Source organism: Stutzerimonas stutzeri (assembly GCF_024448895.1).
Lineage (GTDB): Bacteria > Pseudomonadota > Gammaproteobacteria > Pseudomonadales > Pseudomonadaceae > Stutzerimonas > Stutzerimonas stutzeri_Q.
Window position 1 is genome coordinate 110,611 of record NZ_JAMOIC010000012.1, and the last position, 17,941, is coordinate 128,551.

The window sequence follows — 17,941 nt, forward strand, 5'->3', positions numbered from 1 at the left end:
ACATGCACGAATTGACACTCGCCGAGATCGCCCGCGCCCTGGCTGACAAGCAATTCTCGGCCGAAGAGCTGACCCGCTCGCTGCTGCAGCGAATCGATACGCTCGACCCCCAACTGAACAGCTTCGTCACGGTCACGCGGGATCAGGCTATCGCCCAGGCCCAGACTGCAGACGCACGCCGTGCCAAGGGCGAGAGCGGCGCGCTGCTCGGCGCGCCGATCGGTCACAAGGACCTGTTCTGCACCCAAGGCGTCCGCACAAGCTGCGGTTCGAAGATGCTCGACAATTTCAAGGCCCCCTACGACGCCACCGTGGTTGAGCGCCTGGCAGCCGCCGGCGCCGTATCGCTGGGCAAGCTCAATATGGACGAGTTCGCCATGGGCTCGGCCAACGAATCCAGTCATTACGGTGCGGTCAAGAACCCCTGGGATACGACCCGTGTGCCAGGTGGATCGTCCGGCGGTTCGGCAGCCGCCATTGCAGCGCGCCTGCTGCCCGCAGCTACCGGCAGCGACACCGGCGGCTCGATCCGCCAACCTGCAGCGCTGACCAACCTCACCGGCCTCAAACCAACCTATGGACGCGTTTCGCGCTGGGGCATGATCGCCTACGCCTCAAGCCTCGATCAGGGTGGTCCGCTGGCCCGCACGGCCGAAGACTGCGCGCTGATGCTTGGCGCCATGGCCGGCTTCGACCCGAAGGACTCCACCAGTGTCGATCAGCCACTGGACGACTACCTCGCGGCACTGAACAAGCCGCTCACGGGTCTGCGCATCGGCCTGCCGAAGGAATATTTCGGCAACGGGCTGGACGCAAAGATCGCCGACGCCGTGATGGCCTCAGTCGAAGAATTGAAAAAGCTCGGCGCCTCGGTCAAAGAAATCAGCCTGCCGAACATGCAGCACGCGATCCCTTCTTACTACGTGATCGCGCCCGCTGAGGCCAGCTCCAACCTGTCACGCTTCGACGGCGTGCGTTTCGGCTATCGCTGCGACGACCCTGCCGACCTGACCGATCTCTACAAGCGTTCGCGCGCCGAGGGCTTCGGTGACGAAGTCCGCCGCCGCATCATGGTTGGCACCTACGCACTGTCTGCTGGCTACTACGACGCTTACTACCTGAAGGCGCAGAAGATCCGCCGACTGATCAAGAACGACTTCGTCAGCGCCTTCGACGAAGTCGACGTCATCCTCGGCCCGACCACGCCGAACCTCGCCTGGAAGCTTGGCGAAAAGAACAACGATCCGGTCTCGGCTTACCTCGAAGACATCTACACCATCACCGCCAACCTGGCCGGCATCCCAGGCATCTCCATGCCAGCCGGCTTCATCGATGGCTTGCCGGTTGGCGTGCAGTTGCTGGCGCCGTACTTCCAAGAAGGCCGTCTGCTCAACGTCGCCCATCAGTACCAGCAGGTCACTGAATGGCACAAACAAGCACCGAGCGGATTCTGAGGACGACATATATGCAATGGGAAACCGTGATCGGGCTGGAAATTCACGCACAGCTCGCGACCCAGTCGAAGATCTTCTCCGGCAGCGCCACCACCTTTGGTGCCGAGCCCAACACTCAAGCCAACCTCGTTGACCTCGGCATGCCGGGCACCCTGCCGGTGCTCAACGCCGAAGCCGTGCGCATGGCATGCAAGTTCGGCCTGGCGATCGATGCCGAGATCGCCGAGAAGAACGTCTTCGCGCGCAAGAACTATTTCTACCCGGACCTACCCAAGGGCTACCAGACCAGCCAGATGGACCACCCCATCGTCGGTAAGGGCTTCCTCGACATCACCCTTGAAGATGGCTCGCAGAAGCGTATCGGCATCACCCGTGCGCACCTCGAAGAAGACGCCGGCAAGAGCCTGCACGAAGACTTTCAGGGCATGAGCGGTATCGACCTAAACCGCGCCGGTACGCCGCTGCTGGAGATCGTCTCCGAGCCGGACATTCGCTCTGCCAAGGAAGCGGTTGCCTACGTCAAGGCCATCCACGCGCTTGTGCGCTATCTCGGCATCTGTGACGGCAACATGGCTGAAGGTTCGCTGCGTTGCGATTGCAACGTCTCGGTTCGGCCGAAGGGGCAGGCCGAGTTCGGCACCCGCGCAGAGATCAAGAACGTCAACTCTTTCCGCTTTATCGAGAAAGCGATCAATCACGAAGTGCAGCGGCAGATCGAGCTGATCGAAGACGGCGGAAAAATCGTCCAGGAAACTCGCCTGTACGACCCGAATAAAGACGAAACGCGCTCGATGCGCAGCAAGGAGGAAGCCAACGACTACCGCTACTTCCCCTGCCCCGACTTGCTGCCGGTGGTGATCGAACAGAGTTTGCTCGATGAAATCCGCGCCAGCCTGCCGGAGCTGCCGGTCGAGAAGCGTGCGCGTTTCGAACGGGAGTTCGGCCTGTCCGCCTACGATGCCGACGTGCTGGCAGCCAGTCGTGAGCAAGCCGACTTCTTCGAAGCGGTACAGCGGGTCTGCGGCGACGCCAAGCTGGCCGCCAACTGGGTCATGGGCGAGCTGTCCAGCCTGCTCAACAAGGACAATCTCGAGATCGAGCAGTCGCCGGTTTCGGCCGAGCAGCTAGGCGGCATGATTCAGCGCATCAAGGACAACACCATCAGCGGCAAGATCGCCAAGATGGTCTTCGAGGCGATGGCTGCTGGCGAAGGTTCGGCGGACGAGATTATTGAGAAGAAGGGCCTCAAGCAGGTCACCGATTCGGGCGCCATCGAGAAGATGCTGGACGAGGTGCTTGCTGCGAACGCCGAGCAGGTCGAACAGTACCGCGCCAGCGATGAAGCCAAGCGCGGCAAGATGTTCGGGTTCTTCGTCGGTCAGGCGATGAAGGCCTCCAAGGGCAAGGCGAATCCAGGCCAGGTGAACCAGCTGCTGAAGAGCAAGCTTGAAGGGTAGAACCCAACGGGTCTAGGACCGGCCATTCGAGCATTAGTACTCGAAGGCCAGATAGGCAAAAGCTGGCTGAACGCAGCAATTAGTCGCTGTGATTGCGCGCGTTCAGCCGGTAGTCTTCCGCCGGCACGCCCAAGTGCGCAGCTTCTCACTGACCGTCAAAGCGGCCGTACTAATCAAAGCCTGATCACACCTGATCGGGGCAAGTGAACGGCCACGCGCCCTGGCGCTCCAATCCAGATGAGGAAAAACAGTTACTGCTGCCTGATCCGCTCAGGAAGGATTGCTCATGCAAACCAGAATGCTGACCGTCCCGATCCTGCTCGCTCTCGCTGCCGGTTGCGGCGAATCACCGGAAGCGGATGCCAACGAAAGCACCCTTACCCAGAAGGGCAAGGCGTCCTACTACGCACGCAGCTTCCACGGCGAGCAGACAGCTAGTGGCGAAACCTTCAATCAGAACGAGCTGGTAGCGGCGCACAAAACGTTGCCGTTCGACACCCGCGTGCAGGTTACGAATCTGGAAAACGGCAAGAAGGTCACTGTTCGGATCAACGATCGAGGGCCCTTCAAACCAGGGCGCATCATCGATCTTTCTCGGGTCGCAGCTAACCGAATCGACCTGCTCGAGGATGGCATCGCCCCTGTCAAGATCGAGGCGCTTGACTGACCATCCTGACCATTGCTGAGGAGCTTCAATGAGTTTGATCACATTGGCCTATCTGGTCGGTGGGCTGGTATTGCTGGTCGCGGGTGCGGAAGCATTAGTGCGCGGCGCTTCCAGGCTGGCGGCACGTTTTGGTATCTCGCCGCTGATCATCGGCCTGACCGTGGTTGCCTTTGGTACCAGCGCGCCGGAAACAGCGGTGAGCATCCAGGCCTCGCTCAATGGCAGCGGGGATATCGCCGTCGGCAACGTGATCGGCAGCAACATCGCCAATATCCTCCTCATCCTGGGTCTCTCCGCGCTCGTCGCGCCGCTGGTGGTTTCGCGACAACTGGTCCGTCTCGACGTACCGGTCATGATCGGCGCCGGTTTGCTGACCTTCGGCCTGGCGTGGAACGGCCAAGTCAGCCGGCTCGACGGCTTCATCCTCTTAGCGCTTTTGCTTGCGTACACCGCCTTTCTGGTAATCGTCAGCAAGCGAGAAAAGAGCCGTCAGCAGGATGAGTTCGTCGACGAATACGGTGCCGATGAAACCGCCAAACCTTTTGGCTGGGTCTTCCAATTGTTCTTGGTACTGCTCGGCCTGGGATTGTTGATCGTCGGCTCAAACTTCTTGATCGAGGGAGCCGTGGCGCTGGCACGTGCGCTTGGTTTATCCGAGCTGGTCATCGGACTGACCGTGATTGCTGTCGGGACGTCCATGCCGGAACTCGCGACATCCTTGATGGCGGTGTATCGCGGCGAGCGCGACATCGCAGTGGGCAACATCGTCGGCAGCTGCATTTTCAATCTGCTGTTGGTGCTCGGGGCCGGCGCTGCGATTTCGGCTGATGGCCTGTCCATTTCACCCAATGCGCTGGCGTTCGATCTCCCGGTCATGCTCGCGGTCTTCGCCGCCTGTTTGCCAATCTTCTTTTCGGGATACCGGATCAATCGCTGGGAAGGCTTGATGTTCTTCAGCTATTACATCGCCTATACCCTCTACCTGGTGATGTTCTCCACAGGATTACCGGCGATCGAACTGCTGCGCCACGCAATGACTTGGTACGTATTGCCCTTGACCGCCGTGACGCTTTTGGTGATCTTCCTGCGCGCTTTGAAGCATCAGCGCTGAGCTGTTTCGTTTTCGTCCTAATTGGAGCGTTCCCATCGTGTCCGCGATGACTTTTGTATATCTGATTGCTGGCCTGGTCCTGCTGGTTGCAGGCGCTGAAGTACTGGTGCGGGGCGCGGCCAAACTGGCGGCTCAGTTCGGCATCCCCCCACTGATCATTGGCCTGACCGTAGTTGCGTTCGGAACCAGCGCGCCGGAGACAGCCGTGAGCGTGCAAGCCGCTCTCAATGGCAGCGGAGATATTGCCATCGGCAACGTGCTGGGCAGCAACATTGCCAATGTGCTGCTGATTCTCGGGATGACTTCGCTGATCGCGCCGCTGATCGTTTCCCGTCAGCTGATTCGTCTCGATGTGCCGATCATGATCGGAGCAAGCCTGGTCACCTACGCGTTGGCGTGGGACGGTTCGCTTAGCCGTCTGGATGGAGCGCTGCTGTTCTCGGCCGTGGTCGGCTACACGCTGTTTCTGATCATCAGCAGTCGGCGCGCCAGTGCAGCCGCCGCGGCAGATGACGAATTCGCCAAGGAATTCGGCCTCGACGAAACGCCAAAACCCTATGCGACCCTGATCAATGCCGCGCTGGTTGTCGTGGGTCTGGTGCTGCTTGTTACCGGTTCCAATTTTCTCGTCGAAGGCGCCGTTTCGTTGGCGCGGGCACTGGGCCTGTCGGAGCTGGTGATCGGCTTGACGGTAATCGCCATAGGGACGTCGCTGCCGGAGCTGGCCACATCAATACTCGCCGCCATCCGAGGTGAGCGCGACATCGCCGTGGGCAACATCGTCGGTAGTAATATCTTCAACCTGCTCTGCGTGCTGGGGCTCGCATCCTTGGTGTCGCCGGCAGCTATCAGCGTAGCGGCCAGCGCCCTGGCTTTCGACTTCCCGGTCATGATCGCAGTCGCCGTGGCTTGCCTGCCGATCTTCTTTACCGGCTATGCGATCAACCGCTGGGAGGGACTGCTGTTCCTGGCCTACTACGCGGCCTATACCGGCTACCTGGTCATGGTTAGCGCCGGGCGACCGTTCGCCGAAACTTTCGGCGATGCGATGATTGGCTATGTTGTTCCGCTTACTGCGGTGACCCTGCTGGTCGTGGCCACCCGCTCCTGGAAAAAGCAGCACTGAAGTGACGAGCGCCCGCGACAGTGACGTGACTCAACCTCCTGATGGGTCTAGTCAGGCAGCAACGACACGGCGCGGGCGTCAGCCCTCACGCACCTGAGATCGCGGCAGCTCCAAGACTTGCGCGGTCTGTTCTTCATCGCTCATGCGGCTGAGCGTACCTTCCACGACGGCACCGTTCTCCATGCTCAAATGGCGATAGCGGATATTGCCGCGTACGCGTGCATTGGAATGCAGCTCCAGTAGATTTTCGACCATCAGGTCGCCGACGATGGTGCCGTCGATCAGGGCATCGTGACTGCTAACGCTGCCCTCGATCCGCCCCTCAGCACTCAGCGCCAACAAACTGCGCGTACCGGCCTTGTGCTGGACGTTGCCCTTTACCGTACCGTTTACCTTCAGCCCGTCCTCGAACTCAACGTCGCCGCTGAGGGACAAGTTGCTCGATATCAGGCTTGAGAATTGATCGACGGTGATCTGCGACACCGGCTTTTTCTTGTTGAACATCTGTACCTCCAATGGAATTAACGAGACTTCTTCTGCTGCTGTAAGAAGGCCAGGTCGGTCTGCAGGCGCTCGATCTGGGCGGACAATCTAGTAATCCGGCTGAGCAGCTGCTCCTGCGTGGCTTCGGCTTCCTGTTCTTGCAGTCGGCTCTGGCTGAGCGCCACCTGTAGCACTTGATTTCGATTCATCAACTCTGCGATCTGGCGGCCATGATCGGTGCCATCTTCCCAGCGCAGATAAAGCAGACCCGCCAAAACGCACAGCATCGTGAGCAACAGCCACAGCCACCGCCGTGGTGCGCGTTCAGCCACGAGCCGGTGCTCTGCACGCAGTAATTCTCGAGTGTCGATTGCTCTAGTCATCGGCCTGGCCAACAGCCCGTTCCAGGTCGCCGAGGGCAAGGAAGCGCTGCGGGTCGACGAACCGGCCCTTGTGCAGCACTTCGAAGTGAAGGTGAGGGCCGGTCGATCGCCCAGTGGAACCGACGGCACCGACACTCTGCTCCGGCGTTATTACTTCGCCCTTGCGTACCAGGATTTTTGACAGGTGGGCGTAGCGAGTCACCAAGCCGTTCCCGTGGTCGACCTCTACCAGCTTGCCGTAGGCACCGCGATATCCGGCGAAGCGTACCCGTCCGCCAGCAGCGGCACGAACATCCGCGCCGGATCGCAGCGCGAAGTCCACGCCTGAGTGAAAGGCTGGCTGCTTGCGGAAAGGGTCGATGCGGTTACCGAATGGCGAACCCAGACGCGCCTGATCAACCGGTCTGCGAGAGGGAATCGCCATGAGCGCGGCGTTACGTTCAGCGACACGCTGCATCATGTGGTCGAGTACTTCGCGTATGCAGCGGGCTGACGTTTCGGTGTGTTCCAGGTCAGCCAGCGATACGCTGCCTGCCTCCACCGACAAAGCGCCAGAGCAAGTCTGTGGCGGCAACAGCACGCCGCCCTGCCCTTCGCCGCCTCGAGCCGGACGCTCTGGCGCCAGCAATGGAAGAAGCGTGGGATCGAGTGCAGAAAGCTGGGCATTCAGGGCGCGCTGCTCGCCCATCATCTGCTGCAGCGCCAGCACATCGGACTCCAGCGACTTGAGCCGGCCCACCACCTTGCCGACACGGGCGATGGCGAAACTACCCTCGACGTCAGCGGCGGGCGCTTCATGAATGACAGCTTGAGGGGCAACGTCCTGGTCTCGTCCAAACCAGACGCCACCTGCAAAGGTCCCGACATTCAAAAGTAGCAGCAGCGCCAGACCAGGGCCAAACCTGCGACGCAAACTGACGACGCGGTCAGCGTCGCGGGTCAGCGACCGGCTCGTCGGTGTGAATAGCGACATGATGCGAATCCCCAAAACAAGGTGCCGGCCCGTGAGGTGGGCCTTGGAATGTCGCGGGGAAGATGAAGGAAAACGTTATTCTTTTCTGAGGTCTGATGACCGATTACGGACCTGACGATGCTGCCATTGATCGGAAAAACAAAGCAGATCACAGCACGCTTGCCATGAGCACGTCCGCAGTCGGCAATCAATCGGCAACGACCTTGCTCGAAACGAAGCGGATGCCTGGTCTAGATCCAGCCGACCCAACCAAGCAGGAAGAGTCCGATATTCACGCTCAGCGCAGCCATCAATGTGGTGATCACGATAATGACCGCCGCCAGCTGATGGTTGGCATTGACTGCTCGCGCCATGACGTAGCTCGCCGAGGCTGTGGGACTTGCGAAGTAAAGAAACAGGATGCCCAGGTCCGCGCCCCGGAAACCCAGTAGCCCGGCGCCCACCGTCGCCAATGCGGGCAGCCAGAGCATTTTCATCATGCTCGAACTCATTGCCGTGCGGCTGCTCTCGCGCAAAACGGACAGGGTCAGCGTGCCGCCGATGCAGATCAGTGCCAGCGGTAAGGTCATCTGCGCGAAGTAGCGCCCCGAAGTCAGCAACCAGTCCGGCAGCGGGACCTGCCAATAGGCAAAGGGAACGGCGCTGGTAACGCCGATGACGAGGGGATTTCGCAGAATGCTGAGCAGAATCGCGCCGGCACTAACGCGCCCATTCGGGTTGTAGATGGCCAGAATCAGCGCCGACAGGCTGTTGTAGACCAGGATCACGATGCCAGCCAGTACGCCGCCGAGCGATAGCCCGTAATCCCCGTAGAGGCTGGTTGCCAACGCCAGACCGACGATGCCGTTGTTGCCCCGGAACGCGCCTTGGACATACACGCCACGGTCCGCGACTGGGCAGCGCCACAGAGCCCATGCCCACGCCAGGAAGAACATCGCAACGGTGGCGATGACGTAATAGGTCAGCAAGGCCGGCTGCAGTGCTGCGTCGAGGTCGGCATTGATGATGGACAGAAACAACAGTGTCGGCATCGTGGCCTTGAAGACCAGCGTCGAGGCAGTCTGTATGAACGCTGCATCGATCCAGCCCAGGCGTTTGAGCGCCACACCGATGAACAGCATGACGAAGACTGGGGCCGTAATGCCCAGGGTCTGGATGGCGACGGACAACATGGACAAACTCGGGACGAAGAAGCCGTCCTAGGTTAGCTGCAGATACGTCAAAAGCTGGAAGCGGCCCGGTATCCGCCCGCTTCCAGCTCGACGGAGAGTTACCGCCTGACGGGGCGCTTTTGCAGTTTGCGCTGCAAAGTCCGTCGGTGCATGCCCAGCGCGCGCGCCGTAGCAGAGATGTTGCCATCGTGCTCGGTGAGTACCCGCTGGATGTGTTCCCACTGCAGGCGATCTACCGACATCGGGTTTTCGGGGACCAGGGTGTCCAGATCGGCGTGCTTGGAAAGCAGTGCTGCCAGCACGTCATCGGCATCGGCCGGCTTGCAGAGATAGTTGCAGGCACCGCGCTTGATGGCCTCGACGGCAGTCGCGATGCTCGAATAACCGGTGAGAATCAGGACCTTCATTTCCGGGTCCAGCTCAAGCAGCTTGGGCAGCAGCACCAGACCGGAATCGCCTTCCATCTTCAAGTCCAGGACCGCGTAATCCGGCAGATCCTGCTTTGCCATTTCCAGGCCTTCTTCAGCTGAGCCAGCAATGCTGACATGCAGGCCGCGGCGACTCATGGCGCGGGCCATGACGCGGGTAAAGGTCGGGTCGTCGTCCACCAGCAGCAGATGGGGCTGTTCTTCGCCGTCGTGCTGCAGCTCTTCGGTCATGTTTGCATTCCTCGCGTATTGATCACGTCGGGTCAGGCCCGCACAGAGCCATGTGGCAAGCGTAATTCAGTCAGGGTGCCACCATCTTCGTGATTGTAAAGTTTCACAGTACCACCGGCGCGCGTGACGCTCGCCTGGCTCAGGAAAAGACCAAGGCCGAAACCCTTGCCCTTGGTCGTGATGAAGGGTCTGCCGATCTGCTCGGCGATAGCCAATGGCACGCCGGCGCCGTGGTCCCGAATGGTCAGCTTGATCCATTGCGCATCCCAGTCCAGGCGAATATCGAGATTGTCCGGGCTGGCATCGGTGGCGTTATTGAGCAGATTGAGCAGTGACTGACCGAGATCCGCGGGCGGCATCAAGCGCGGCGGGGAGCCTTTGCCAAGGCATTGGAAGCGATAGGTGGCCTCAGGATGCATCAGATGCCAGCGCTGCAGCACGGACTCGACCCATTCGCGGGCGGTCTGCTCGACGATGGCCTGCCGACGATCTGCTTCAGCTGCGCGAACCAGTTGCCGAAGGCTGTCCTTGCACAACTGAACCTGGGACTGCAGCAACGCCAGGTCTTCACCGAGCTGCGGCGACTCCTTGTGGTCCTGGCGCAATTCCTTGAGCAGCACACTCATGGTCGCCAGCGGCGTGCCCAGCTCATGAGCTGCACCCGCGGCCTGAGTCGCCACCGCCAATAACTGCTGATCCCGCATGCTTTCTTCACGGCGCTGTGCCTGAAGCTGTTCCTGACGCCGAAGCTGTTCAGCCATGCGTGCCACGAAAAAGGTAATCAGCGCAGCGGCCAGCGCAAAGCTCAGCCACATTCCGTAGACCAGCAGCGTGGTTCGATCCACTGGCGGTGCGATGACTGGGTCGTACCACACCAGCATCAAGGTGTAGCCCACCAGCGCGAGGCCCGAAAGCACCACTGAATACAGCCAAGGCAGCGTTGCCGCCGCAATGGTGAGCGGCACCAGGTAATAGGACACGAAGGGGTTGGTCGAGCCGCCCGAGTAATACAACAATGCGCTATGGATCAGCAGATCGGTCGCCAGATGCACAGCATATTCGAGCTCTGTCACCGGCCATGGGCCGCGCAGGCGTAACGCCGTACCCATACAGATCAGCGCCGAGATCCCGAGGGTAACTGCCAGATGAAACCACGGCAGGCCGAACATCTGCGTCGCGTAGGCGAGCCCGACCGCACCGGCCTGTGCTGCCAGCACGAGGATGCGAATCAGGGTAAGCAGACGGAGGTTCTGACGGCTGGCCGACAGCAGGTGAACGGATGCGTGCATGGGGTCTCCAAAGGTGCCGCGAGTATAACCAAGCCGCCTGAAGCACAGCCGATCTGCGTCAACGCGACGCACGAAAAACTGCGCAGTAACAATCAAAAGGATAAAGTCTGCTCGCCGCACCGCTGGTGCAATCGACTCAGGAGCTTTCATGTTCGTTTCCATCCCCCGCAGCATTGCGCTGCTGGCCTGCGTGGCCTGCCTTCCCGCTGTCGCCGACGAGCCGCGCTACAACCAGATTTCCCTGCGCGCCGAGGCCACCAGCGAAGTGGCTCATGACCGCATGCACGTCACGCTGTATAGCGAAGCCCAGCATCAGGACCCGGCGCAGCTGGCCGCACAAACGACCGAAGCCATGAACAAGGCACTGCAGCGCGCCCGCCAGGCTAAGGGTGTAGTGGTCAGCCAGGGTAGCCGCAGCAGCTACCCGGTCTACGAAGAAAAGGGCCAGCAGATCACCGCCTGGCGCGAGCGTGCCGAGTTGCGACTGGAAAGTGGTGACTTTGCAGTGCTGTCCAAGCTGACGGGCGAACTGATGCAGGACCTGAAGATGGGCAGCATGCATTTCAGCGTCTCCGACGGCATCCGAAAGCAGAACGAAGACAGCCTGCTCAAAGATGCCGTCGCTGCTTTCCGTGCCCGTGCGCAGTTGGCCACCGAGGCGCTTGGAGGCTCCGACTACCGAATCGTCAACCTAAACCTTGGAAGCAGCGGCGGCGGCTATCAGCCCGAAATGCGCAACTTCGCCATGAAGAGCAGCATGGATGCCATGCCGACACCAGACGTCGAGGCCGGCACCAGGCAAATCAGCATCAATGCCGAGGGCGTTATCGAAGTACAGATGCCCTGATATATCTGCCGGGCCGCTCAAGACGGACCAAATCTTCTGCTCTGCCCAACGGCTTTCCGCATCATCTCGAAACATCGTTAATGCGCCTTCCCGCCACGCTTAAGCGAGGCGGGAAGCCGTCCTGATACATCTCGCAACAAGATACGAAAGATTCTCTACTGCGAATCACTATCATGCGCGTCGACCCGACTATTGATGTCATGGAGACACGCATGCGCATACCCTTCAATCGCACTGCATTGGCAGGCGCTCTTATTGCCATTAGCGCCCCGCTGATGGCCAACACTGATTCCGTCGACCTGGGCGATGTAGTCGTCAGTGCGTCCGGCTTCGAGCAGAAGATCACCGAAGCTCCCGCCAGTATCAGCGTGATCGGTCGCGAAGAGCTTCAGCGCAAGCGTGTCACCAGCCTTGCCGACGCCCTTCAGGATGTGGAAGGCGTCGACGTCGGCGGAACCGTTGGCAAAACCGGCGGCATGAACATCAGCATTCGCGGCATGCCCAGCGACTACACCCTGATTCTCATCGATGGCCGTCGGCAGAACGCCGCAGGCAGCGTCACGCCGAACGGCTTTGGCGAGACGTCCACCAGTTTCATGCCGCCGGTAGCTTCAATAGAACGCATCGAAGTCATCCGCGGCCCCATGTCGACGCTCTACGGCTCTGATGCCATGGGCGGTGTGATCAACATCATCACGCGTAAAGTCGGCAAGCAATGGCACGGCTCTGCGTCGGTCGAGAGCACTTTCCAGCAACATGACGAGTACGGTGATGGCCACGGGACCAATCTCTACCTCAGCGGGCCACTGGTGGAGGATCGGCTGGGGCTCACGCTGCGCGGTAATTACATCGAGCGCGACGAGTCGAACATCCGCTACTCGGACGTCGACAACAACGAAGTTACGCCCTGGATGGGCCGCAACCCGGTCGAATCCGATATCTACAATGCTGGCGGGCGCCTGACGTTCACCCCCAACGCCGATCACGATGTGAGCCTCGATTACGAAGTCGGCAAGCAGCGGTATGACAACAGCGAAGGTCAGCTGGGCACCCTTGGCAATCAGGGCTACTCCGACGAACAACGTTATGAACGCGAGCAGTACTACGTCGCGCATACCGGCCGTTTTGCATTCGGCACGCTGGAATCAAGCCTGACTCGCAATACCACTGAAACCATTGGCCGCATCATCCCGGTACCTGCCGGCGAGCCGCTACGTGATCGAACGCTGGAGACGGAGAACACCATCTTCGACACCAAATTCATCACGCACCTTGGCAACCATGCAGTAACCGTTGGCGGCCAATGGTGGGATGCAGAGATGGTCGATGGTGTTATCGACGACACCTTCAAGCACCGCATGACGGCCCTGTTCATCGAAGACGAATGGCGTCTGCGTGACGATCTGGCGCTGACCCTTGGCGTACGACGCGACGATCACGATCAGTTCGGTAGCCAGCTCAGCCCGCGCGCTTACGTCGTCTGGAACACCAGTGATAACTGGACGATGAAAGGCGGCATGAGTCAGGGTTTCAAAGCGCCACGCCTCGAACAGCTGGCCGATGGCATCAATGGATTCGGCCGCCAGGGAACACTGCCGTTGATTGGTAACCCCGACCTGCAACCGGAAACCAGCACCAGCAGCGAGTTCGGTGTTTATTTCGATAGCCTTGAGGGTTTCAGTGCCAACGCCACGCTGTTCCACAACAAATTCGAGGACAAGATTTCCTCGACGACAGTGGACAATTGTCAGGTAACAGCCAGTGCCGGCTGCGTCGATATCGGCCCTGGCTGGGATAACGTTGCGCCTACGTTCAACAGAAGCATCAATGTCGACGAAGCAGTGACCCAGGGCGTCGAGCTGGCCAGTCGCATGCAACTGGCACCGCGCTGGTCACTGAGCGCCAACTACACCTACACCGACAGTGAACAGAAGAGCGGCGCCAACAAGGGGCGGCCACTCAGCGACACCCCTGAACACTTGGTCAACGCCTCACTCAACTGGCAAGCCACGGACCGCGTGAGCGCCTGGCTACGCGGGGAATACAGAAGCGAGCGCGCGCGCAACACTACCAACAGCATCAACTATGCCGAAGAGGCCTTCGGTGATTACAAGGCGTATAGCCTTTTCCACCTCGGAGGCAGCTATCAGGCGACCGAGGCGCTTTCTCTCAACGCAACGATATACAACCTGTTCGATAAGGATTTCCTCGACTACGAGCCCTATACGAATGTCGTCCGAGGCCAGTCTGAGCTTGCCTATGACAACGCGTACAACAACAGCCAGGAACGCCGTCGACTGTGGCTTTCTGCAACCTACAACTTCTGATAACCCCGCTGCAGCGTGCGGCACCGGCTTTCCGGTGCCGCACCAATGCGAATGTATGTCTTCTGTAAATTCTTGGCATTTAGCCGCACCCGAACTTTAGAATCCCCGTTCCGCCCTGTTACTCAAGGATCTCCATGCAGCTCTGGCTCGGCACGCTTCGCCAATGGCACTGGATCAGCTCGGCGCTGTGCCTGGTCGGGATGCTGTTGTTTGCGGTCACGGGCATCACGCTCAACCATGCCGCGCAGATCGAGGCCAAACCTGTCGTCATCGAACGCCAGGCGGTGCTGCCGGCGGCTCTTCAAGAAAGCCTGCAAGCACAAACGCCAATAAGCGGTTTGCCTGGCCCCCTGCGCCAGTGGATCGAGAGCCAACTGGACCTGGACCTCGATGAGCGCGAAGCCGAATGGACGGATGGCGAACTCTATGTCGCCCTGCCCCGCCCCGGTGGCGATGCCTGGCTGAGCCTGGACGTCGAGAGCGGCGAGCTGCTTTATGAATCCACCGACCGCGGCTGGATTTCCTACCTGAACGACCTGCACAAAGACCGCAACACTGGCGGCGCCTGGAGCTGGTTCATCGATATCTTCGCCGCAGCCTGCGTGGTGTTCAGCCTCACGGGCCTGCTGTTGCTGCAGCGCCACGCCGCGGGCCGCCCGACAACCTGGCCGCTTGTCGGAGCAGGCCTGGTCATACCCGTGCTGCTTGCGCTGCTGTTCATTCATTAAGGATTTGCGATGCGTAAAACCCTGCTGTTACCCCTTGCCCTGCTCGGCACGCCATTGATGGCGGCGGAGCTCAACGTATCAGTCGAGATTCCCCGATTGCAGGTGGCCGAATACCACCGTCCCTATGTCGCGCTCTGGTTGGAAAAAACCGACCAGAGCCACGTGGCCGATCTGGCCGTCTGGTACGACGTCAAGCTCAAGGACAAGGAAGGCGAAAAGTGGCTCAAGGACTTGCGCCAGTGGTGGCGACGCAGCGGCCGTAGTCTTGAACTGCCTGTCGATGGCGTCAGCGCCGCGACCCGAGCGGTCGGCAGCCACACACTGACATTCGATGACAGCAAGGCGCCCCTCAAGGATCTGCCGCCAGGCGACTACCGTCTGGTCGTCGAGGCCGCGCGGGAGGTAGGTGGTCGCGAGCTGCTGCGCGTTCCGTTCAGCTGGCCGGCCACGGCGAAACAGACTCACAAAGCTCAGGGCGAAAGCGAACTGGGCGCCATCTCCCTCACCCTCAAACCCTGACCTCGAACCTCATACAAGGAAGCCCACGATGAAAACCGCAATGAAGTGGACCGCCCTGGCGCTCGCCGTCTGCCTGCCACTCTCGGCTCAGGCACACCGCGCCTGGATGTTGCCGTCCGCCACCGTGTTGTCTGGCGAGGATCCCTGGGTGACGGTTGATGCCGCGGTCTCCAACGACCTGTTCTACTTCGAGCATTTCCCGATGCGCCTGCAAGGCATTGGCGAAGACAACACGCCGCCCGCTGGCCGCCCGGGCATGCCGCCGCGGCCGGTACCGGAACTGCAGGTGTTCGCTCCGGATGGCTCCAAGGCCGAAGTCGAGAATGGGGCATTGGGTCGCTACCGCAGCACCTTCGACCTGCACCTGACCCAGAAAGGCACCTACAAGCTTGCCGTGGCCAATGACGGCCTGTTCGCCAGCTGGAAGGAGAACGGCGAAACCCACCGCTGGATGGGCACCACCGAGGGTTTCGCCAAAGCCGTTCCGGCAAAGGCTGAGGACCTCAAAGTCAGCCAAAACAGCAACCGTATGGAAGTCTTCGTGACCTCCGGCAACCCCACCGAAGACGTTCTGAAAACCACTGGCACGGGTCTGGAGCTGGCTCCGATCACTCACCCTAACGATCTGTTCGCCGGCGAAGCGGCCGAGTTTGTATTCCTGCTTGATGGCAAGCCCGCGGCGGATGTCGAGATCAGTGTGATTCCAGGCGGCAACCGCTACCGCGATGAGCTGGGCGAGATCAACGCCAAGACCGATGCCCAGGGCAAGGTCAGCGTCACCTGGCCGAACGCAGGCATGTACTGGCTTGAGGCCGAGCTGAAGACCGACAAGGGCGTCAGCAAGCCCGCCACCGAACGCCGCGCCAGCTACAGCGCAACGCTCGAGGTGCTACCGCAGTAACCGTCGGACGCCGAAGTGCCATCGTCGCTTCGGCGTCCGCTTCTCCGCAGTAGCGGACCGAGAAGCACGACGTTCCATCACCCTCTTCCAGCCTGATCTCAGGAGGCGGCTTTCTTGGCTCGCACCTCCGCGCTCCTGCGCTATGCACCGTTGATCGCCAGCCTGCTGCTTGCGATGTGCCTGTTCTGGTGGCAACCACCGCGCACCATCTCGGCAGCCCTCGTGATCGTGGCTTACCTCGGCGTATGCGCGCACTTATGGCGCAGCCAGCTCAAGCCCGCTCGGCATTCATCCGCTCATGCAGCCGAGGCGCTGCTGATCGGCTACGCAAGCCAGGGCGGGACTGCCCAGGAGCTGGCCAAGCGCAGCGCCGAGCAGCTGCGCGAAGCCGGTGTTGCGGTAGTCGTTCAGGCGCTCAACGCGATCGACCGAGCAACACTGGGTCAGGCCCGACGCGCGTTGTTCATTCTTAGCACCTACGGCGAGGGCGAGGCACCGGACAACGCCGCCCGCTTCGAACAGTGGCTGCTGAATGCAACGCCCGACCTTTCCTCGCTCGAATACGCCGTACTCGCGTTAGGCGACCATCAGTATCGACACTACTGCGGCTTCGGCCGCCGGATCGATGCGCGGTTGCGCGCTCTCGGGGCCCAGCCGTTGTTCAATCGACTGGAGGCTGATCGCGCCGATCCAGGCACCTTGCGCCATTGGCAGCAACAACTGGGTCACATCAGCGGGCGCAGCGACTTCACCGACTGGCAGCCGGCCGCCTATCAGCCGTGGGAGCTCCAAAGCCGAGTGCTGTTGAACCCTGGCAGCCAGGGCGCTCCGGTTTATCAGCTGACCTTGCGACCGCTTGGCGAAACGCCGCAGTGGCAGGCCGGCGACATTGCCGAAGTCGGACCCCATAATCGGCACGCCGATGTGGAAAGCCTGCTCCATCAGCTCGGCTTCGACCCCTCGCAGCTCATTGGGCAGAAGCAATCGCTGGCCGCCACGCTCACCGATCGGCGCTTGCCGGCAGAAACGGATGGTTGCGACCTTGCCACGCTCCTGGCGCTTCCTCGCCTGCCACACAGGGAATACTCCATTGCCTCGATTCCAGCGGAAGGCCAGGTGATGCTGCTGGTCCGCGAAGCGCAGCTTCCAGACGGCCGCCTCGGGCTCGGCTCGGGCTGGCTCTGCCGGCACGCGCCCGTCGGCGGCAGGATCGATCTGCGCATTCGCAGCAACCCCGGCTTTCACGGCACGGATCCAGCCCGACCAATGATCCTGATCGGCAACGGCACCGGCATCGCCGGCCTGCGAGCGCATCTGCGTGAACGTGCCGCAACGCCCGGATCGCGCAACTGGTTGCTGTACGGCGAGCGCAGCGCTGCGCATGACCAATTACTGATGAACGAGTTGAAGGCTTGGACGCAGTCCGGCCATCTTCAGCGACTCGACCTTGCCTTCTCGCGCGATCAACTGACAAAAGTCTATGTGCAGCATTTATTGCGTGACGCCGCCGACGACTTGCGCGGCTGGGTCGCCGCGGGCGCGGCGATCTATGTGTGCGGCAGTCTTGAAGGCATGGGCCGAGAAGTGCAGCAGATTCTGGCGGGCGTGCTCGGCGAAGCGCAGCTGCAAGCCCTTGAAGATGAAGGCCGGTATCGCCGGGATCTGTACTGACTCAACAGTGAGCTGGAAAATTGTCACTGCGCCAAGACCGCAGCAGTGCGTCTGCCCGCCGGCGACTCCAGCCGTCATCAACGCCACTCCTCAATGAGACCCCAAAAAAAACCCCGCCAGCGGGGCGGGGTTTTTTCAGCCTGTCGCCACTCTGAGCGCGGCGTCAGTATTGGC

The 17,941-nt window shown here is 60.8% G+C and carries 17 protein-coding genes; 11 read left to right on the top strand and 6 right to left on the bottom strand.

What is annotated here, in order from left to right:
- The first annotated feature begins 2 nt into the window (after positions 1-2).
- The 5 genes from gatA (at position 3) to NA619_RS15480 (ending at position 5,815) form a co-directional block, all read left to right on the top strand.
- The gene (gene gatA / locus NA619_RS15460; RefSeq protein WP_255962730.1) at positions 3-1,454 is read left to right on the top strand and encodes an Asp-tRNA(Asn)/Glu-tRNA(Gln) amidotransferase subunit GatA; all 1,452 of its coding nucleotides are present in this window, start codon (positions 3-5) and stop codon (positions 1,452-1,454) included.
- Between the two features lie 11 nt (positions 1,455-1,465).
- A complete protein-coding gene (gene gatB, locus NA619_RS15465; RefSeq protein WP_255962731.1) occupies positions 1,466-2,911 on the top strand; it encodes an Asp-tRNA(Asn)/Glu-tRNA(Gln) amidotransferase subunit GatB in 1,446 nt (481 codons plus the stop codon).
- Positions 2,912-3,197: 286 nt separating this feature from the next.
- On the top strand, positions 3,198-3,578 hold the full coding sequence (locus NA619_RS15470; RefSeq protein WP_255962732.1) for a septal ring lytic transglycosylase RlpA family protein: 381 nt from the start codon (positions 3,198-3,200) through the stop codon (positions 3,576-3,578).
- Positions 3,579-3,606: 28 nt separating this feature from the next.
- Positions 3,607-4,689 carry a calcium/sodium antiporter gene (locus NA619_RS15475; RefSeq protein ID WP_255962733.1) on the top strand — a complete coding sequence of 361 codons (1,083 nt, stop codon included), beginning with the start codon at positions 3,607-3,609 and terminating at the stop codon, positions 4,687-4,689.
- A 37-nt stretch (positions 4,690-4,726) separates the two neighbouring features.
- A complete protein-coding gene (locus tag NA619_RS15480) occupies positions 4,727-5,815 on the top strand; it encodes a calcium/sodium antiporter (protein WP_255962734.1) in 1,089 nt (362 codons plus the stop codon).
- Positions 5,816-5,893: 78 nt separating this feature from the next.
- Here the strand turns inward: NA619_RS15480 and NA619_RS15485 are convergent, their stop codons facing one another.
- The 6 genes from NA619_RS15485 to NA619_RS15510 all read right to left on the bottom strand — a co-directional run bounded on the left by NA619_RS15485 (position 5,894) and on the right by NA619_RS15510 (position 10,774).
- A complete protein-coding gene (locus NA619_RS15485) occupies positions 5,894-6,319 on the bottom strand; it encodes a bactofilin family protein (protein WP_255962735.1) in 426 nt (141 codons plus the stop codon).
- A gap of 17 nt (positions 6,320-6,336) precedes the next feature.
- Complete coding sequence (locus NA619_RS15490; protein ID WP_255962736.1) at positions 6,337-6,681, bottom strand: hypothetical protein; 345 nt, start codon at positions 6,679-6,681, stop codon at positions 6,337-6,339.
- Positions 6,674-7,654, bottom strand: coding sequence for a M23 family metallopeptidase (locus NA619_RS15495; protein ID WP_255962737.1), 981 nt, complete (start codon positions 7,652-7,654; stop codon positions 6,674-6,676). The genes NA619_RS15490 and NA619_RS15495 overlap by 8 nt, the downstream gene beginning before the upstream one ends.
- Positions 7,655-7,884: 230 nt before the next feature.
- Positions 7,885-8,826 (bottom strand): AEC family transporter, encoded by a 942-nt coding sequence (locus tag NA619_RS15500; protein ID WP_255962738.1) that lies wholly within the window; start codon positions 8,824-8,826, stop codon positions 7,885-7,887.
- A gap of 98 nt (positions 8,827-8,924) precedes the next feature.
- Positions 8,925-9,485 (bottom strand): response regulator transcription factor, encoded by a 561-nt coding sequence (locus tag NA619_RS15505; protein WP_255962739.1) that lies wholly within the window; start codon positions 9,483-9,485, stop codon positions 8,925-8,927.
- 32 nt (positions 9,486-9,517) lie between these two features.
- A complete protein-coding gene (locus NA619_RS15510; protein WP_255962740.1) occupies positions 9,518-10,774 on the bottom strand; it encodes an ATP-binding protein in 1,257 nt (418 codons plus the stop codon).
- 148 nt (positions 10,775-10,922) lie between these two features.
- On the opposite strand from NA619_RS15510, the gene NA619_RS15515 reads away from it, so the two are divergent.
- The 6 genes from NA619_RS15515 to NA619_RS15540 all read left to right on the top strand — a co-directional run bounded on the left by NA619_RS15515 (position 10,923) and on the right by NA619_RS15540 (position 17,767).
- Positions 10,923-11,621: an SIMPL domain-containing protein gene (locus NA619_RS15515; protein ID WP_255962741.1), complete on the top strand. Its 699-nt coding sequence runs from the start codon at positions 10,923-10,925 to the stop codon at positions 11,619-11,621.
- A gap of 212 nt (positions 11,622-11,833) precedes the next feature.
- Positions 11,834-13,948 (top strand): TonB-dependent receptor domain-containing protein, encoded by a 2,115-nt coding sequence (locus tag NA619_RS15520; RefSeq protein WP_255962742.1) that lies wholly within the window; start codon positions 11,834-11,836, stop codon positions 13,946-13,948.
- 134 nt (positions 13,949-14,082) lie between these two features.
- A complete protein-coding gene (locus tag NA619_RS15525) occupies positions 14,083-14,676 on the top strand; it encodes a PepSY-associated TM helix domain-containing protein (protein WP_255962743.1) in 594 nt (197 codons plus the stop codon).
- 9 nt (positions 14,677-14,685) lie between these two features.
- On the top strand, positions 14,686-15,195 hold the full coding sequence (locus tag NA619_RS15530; protein WP_255962744.1) for a DUF2271 domain-containing protein: 510 nt from the start codon (positions 14,686-14,688) through the stop codon (positions 15,193-15,195).
- A gap of 28 nt (positions 15,196-15,223) precedes the next feature.
- The gene (locus tag NA619_RS15535; RefSeq protein ID WP_255962745.1) at positions 15,224-16,096 is read left to right on the top strand and encodes a DUF4198 domain-containing protein; all 873 of its coding nucleotides are present in this window, start codon (positions 15,224-15,226) and stop codon (positions 16,094-16,096) included.
- A gap of 174 nt (positions 16,097-16,270) precedes the next feature.
- A complete protein-coding gene (locus tag NA619_RS15540; protein WP_336605463.1) occupies positions 16,271-17,767 on the top strand; it encodes a sulfite reductase subunit alpha in 1,497 nt (498 codons plus the stop codon).
- Positions 17,768-17,941: the final 174 nt, after the last annotated feature.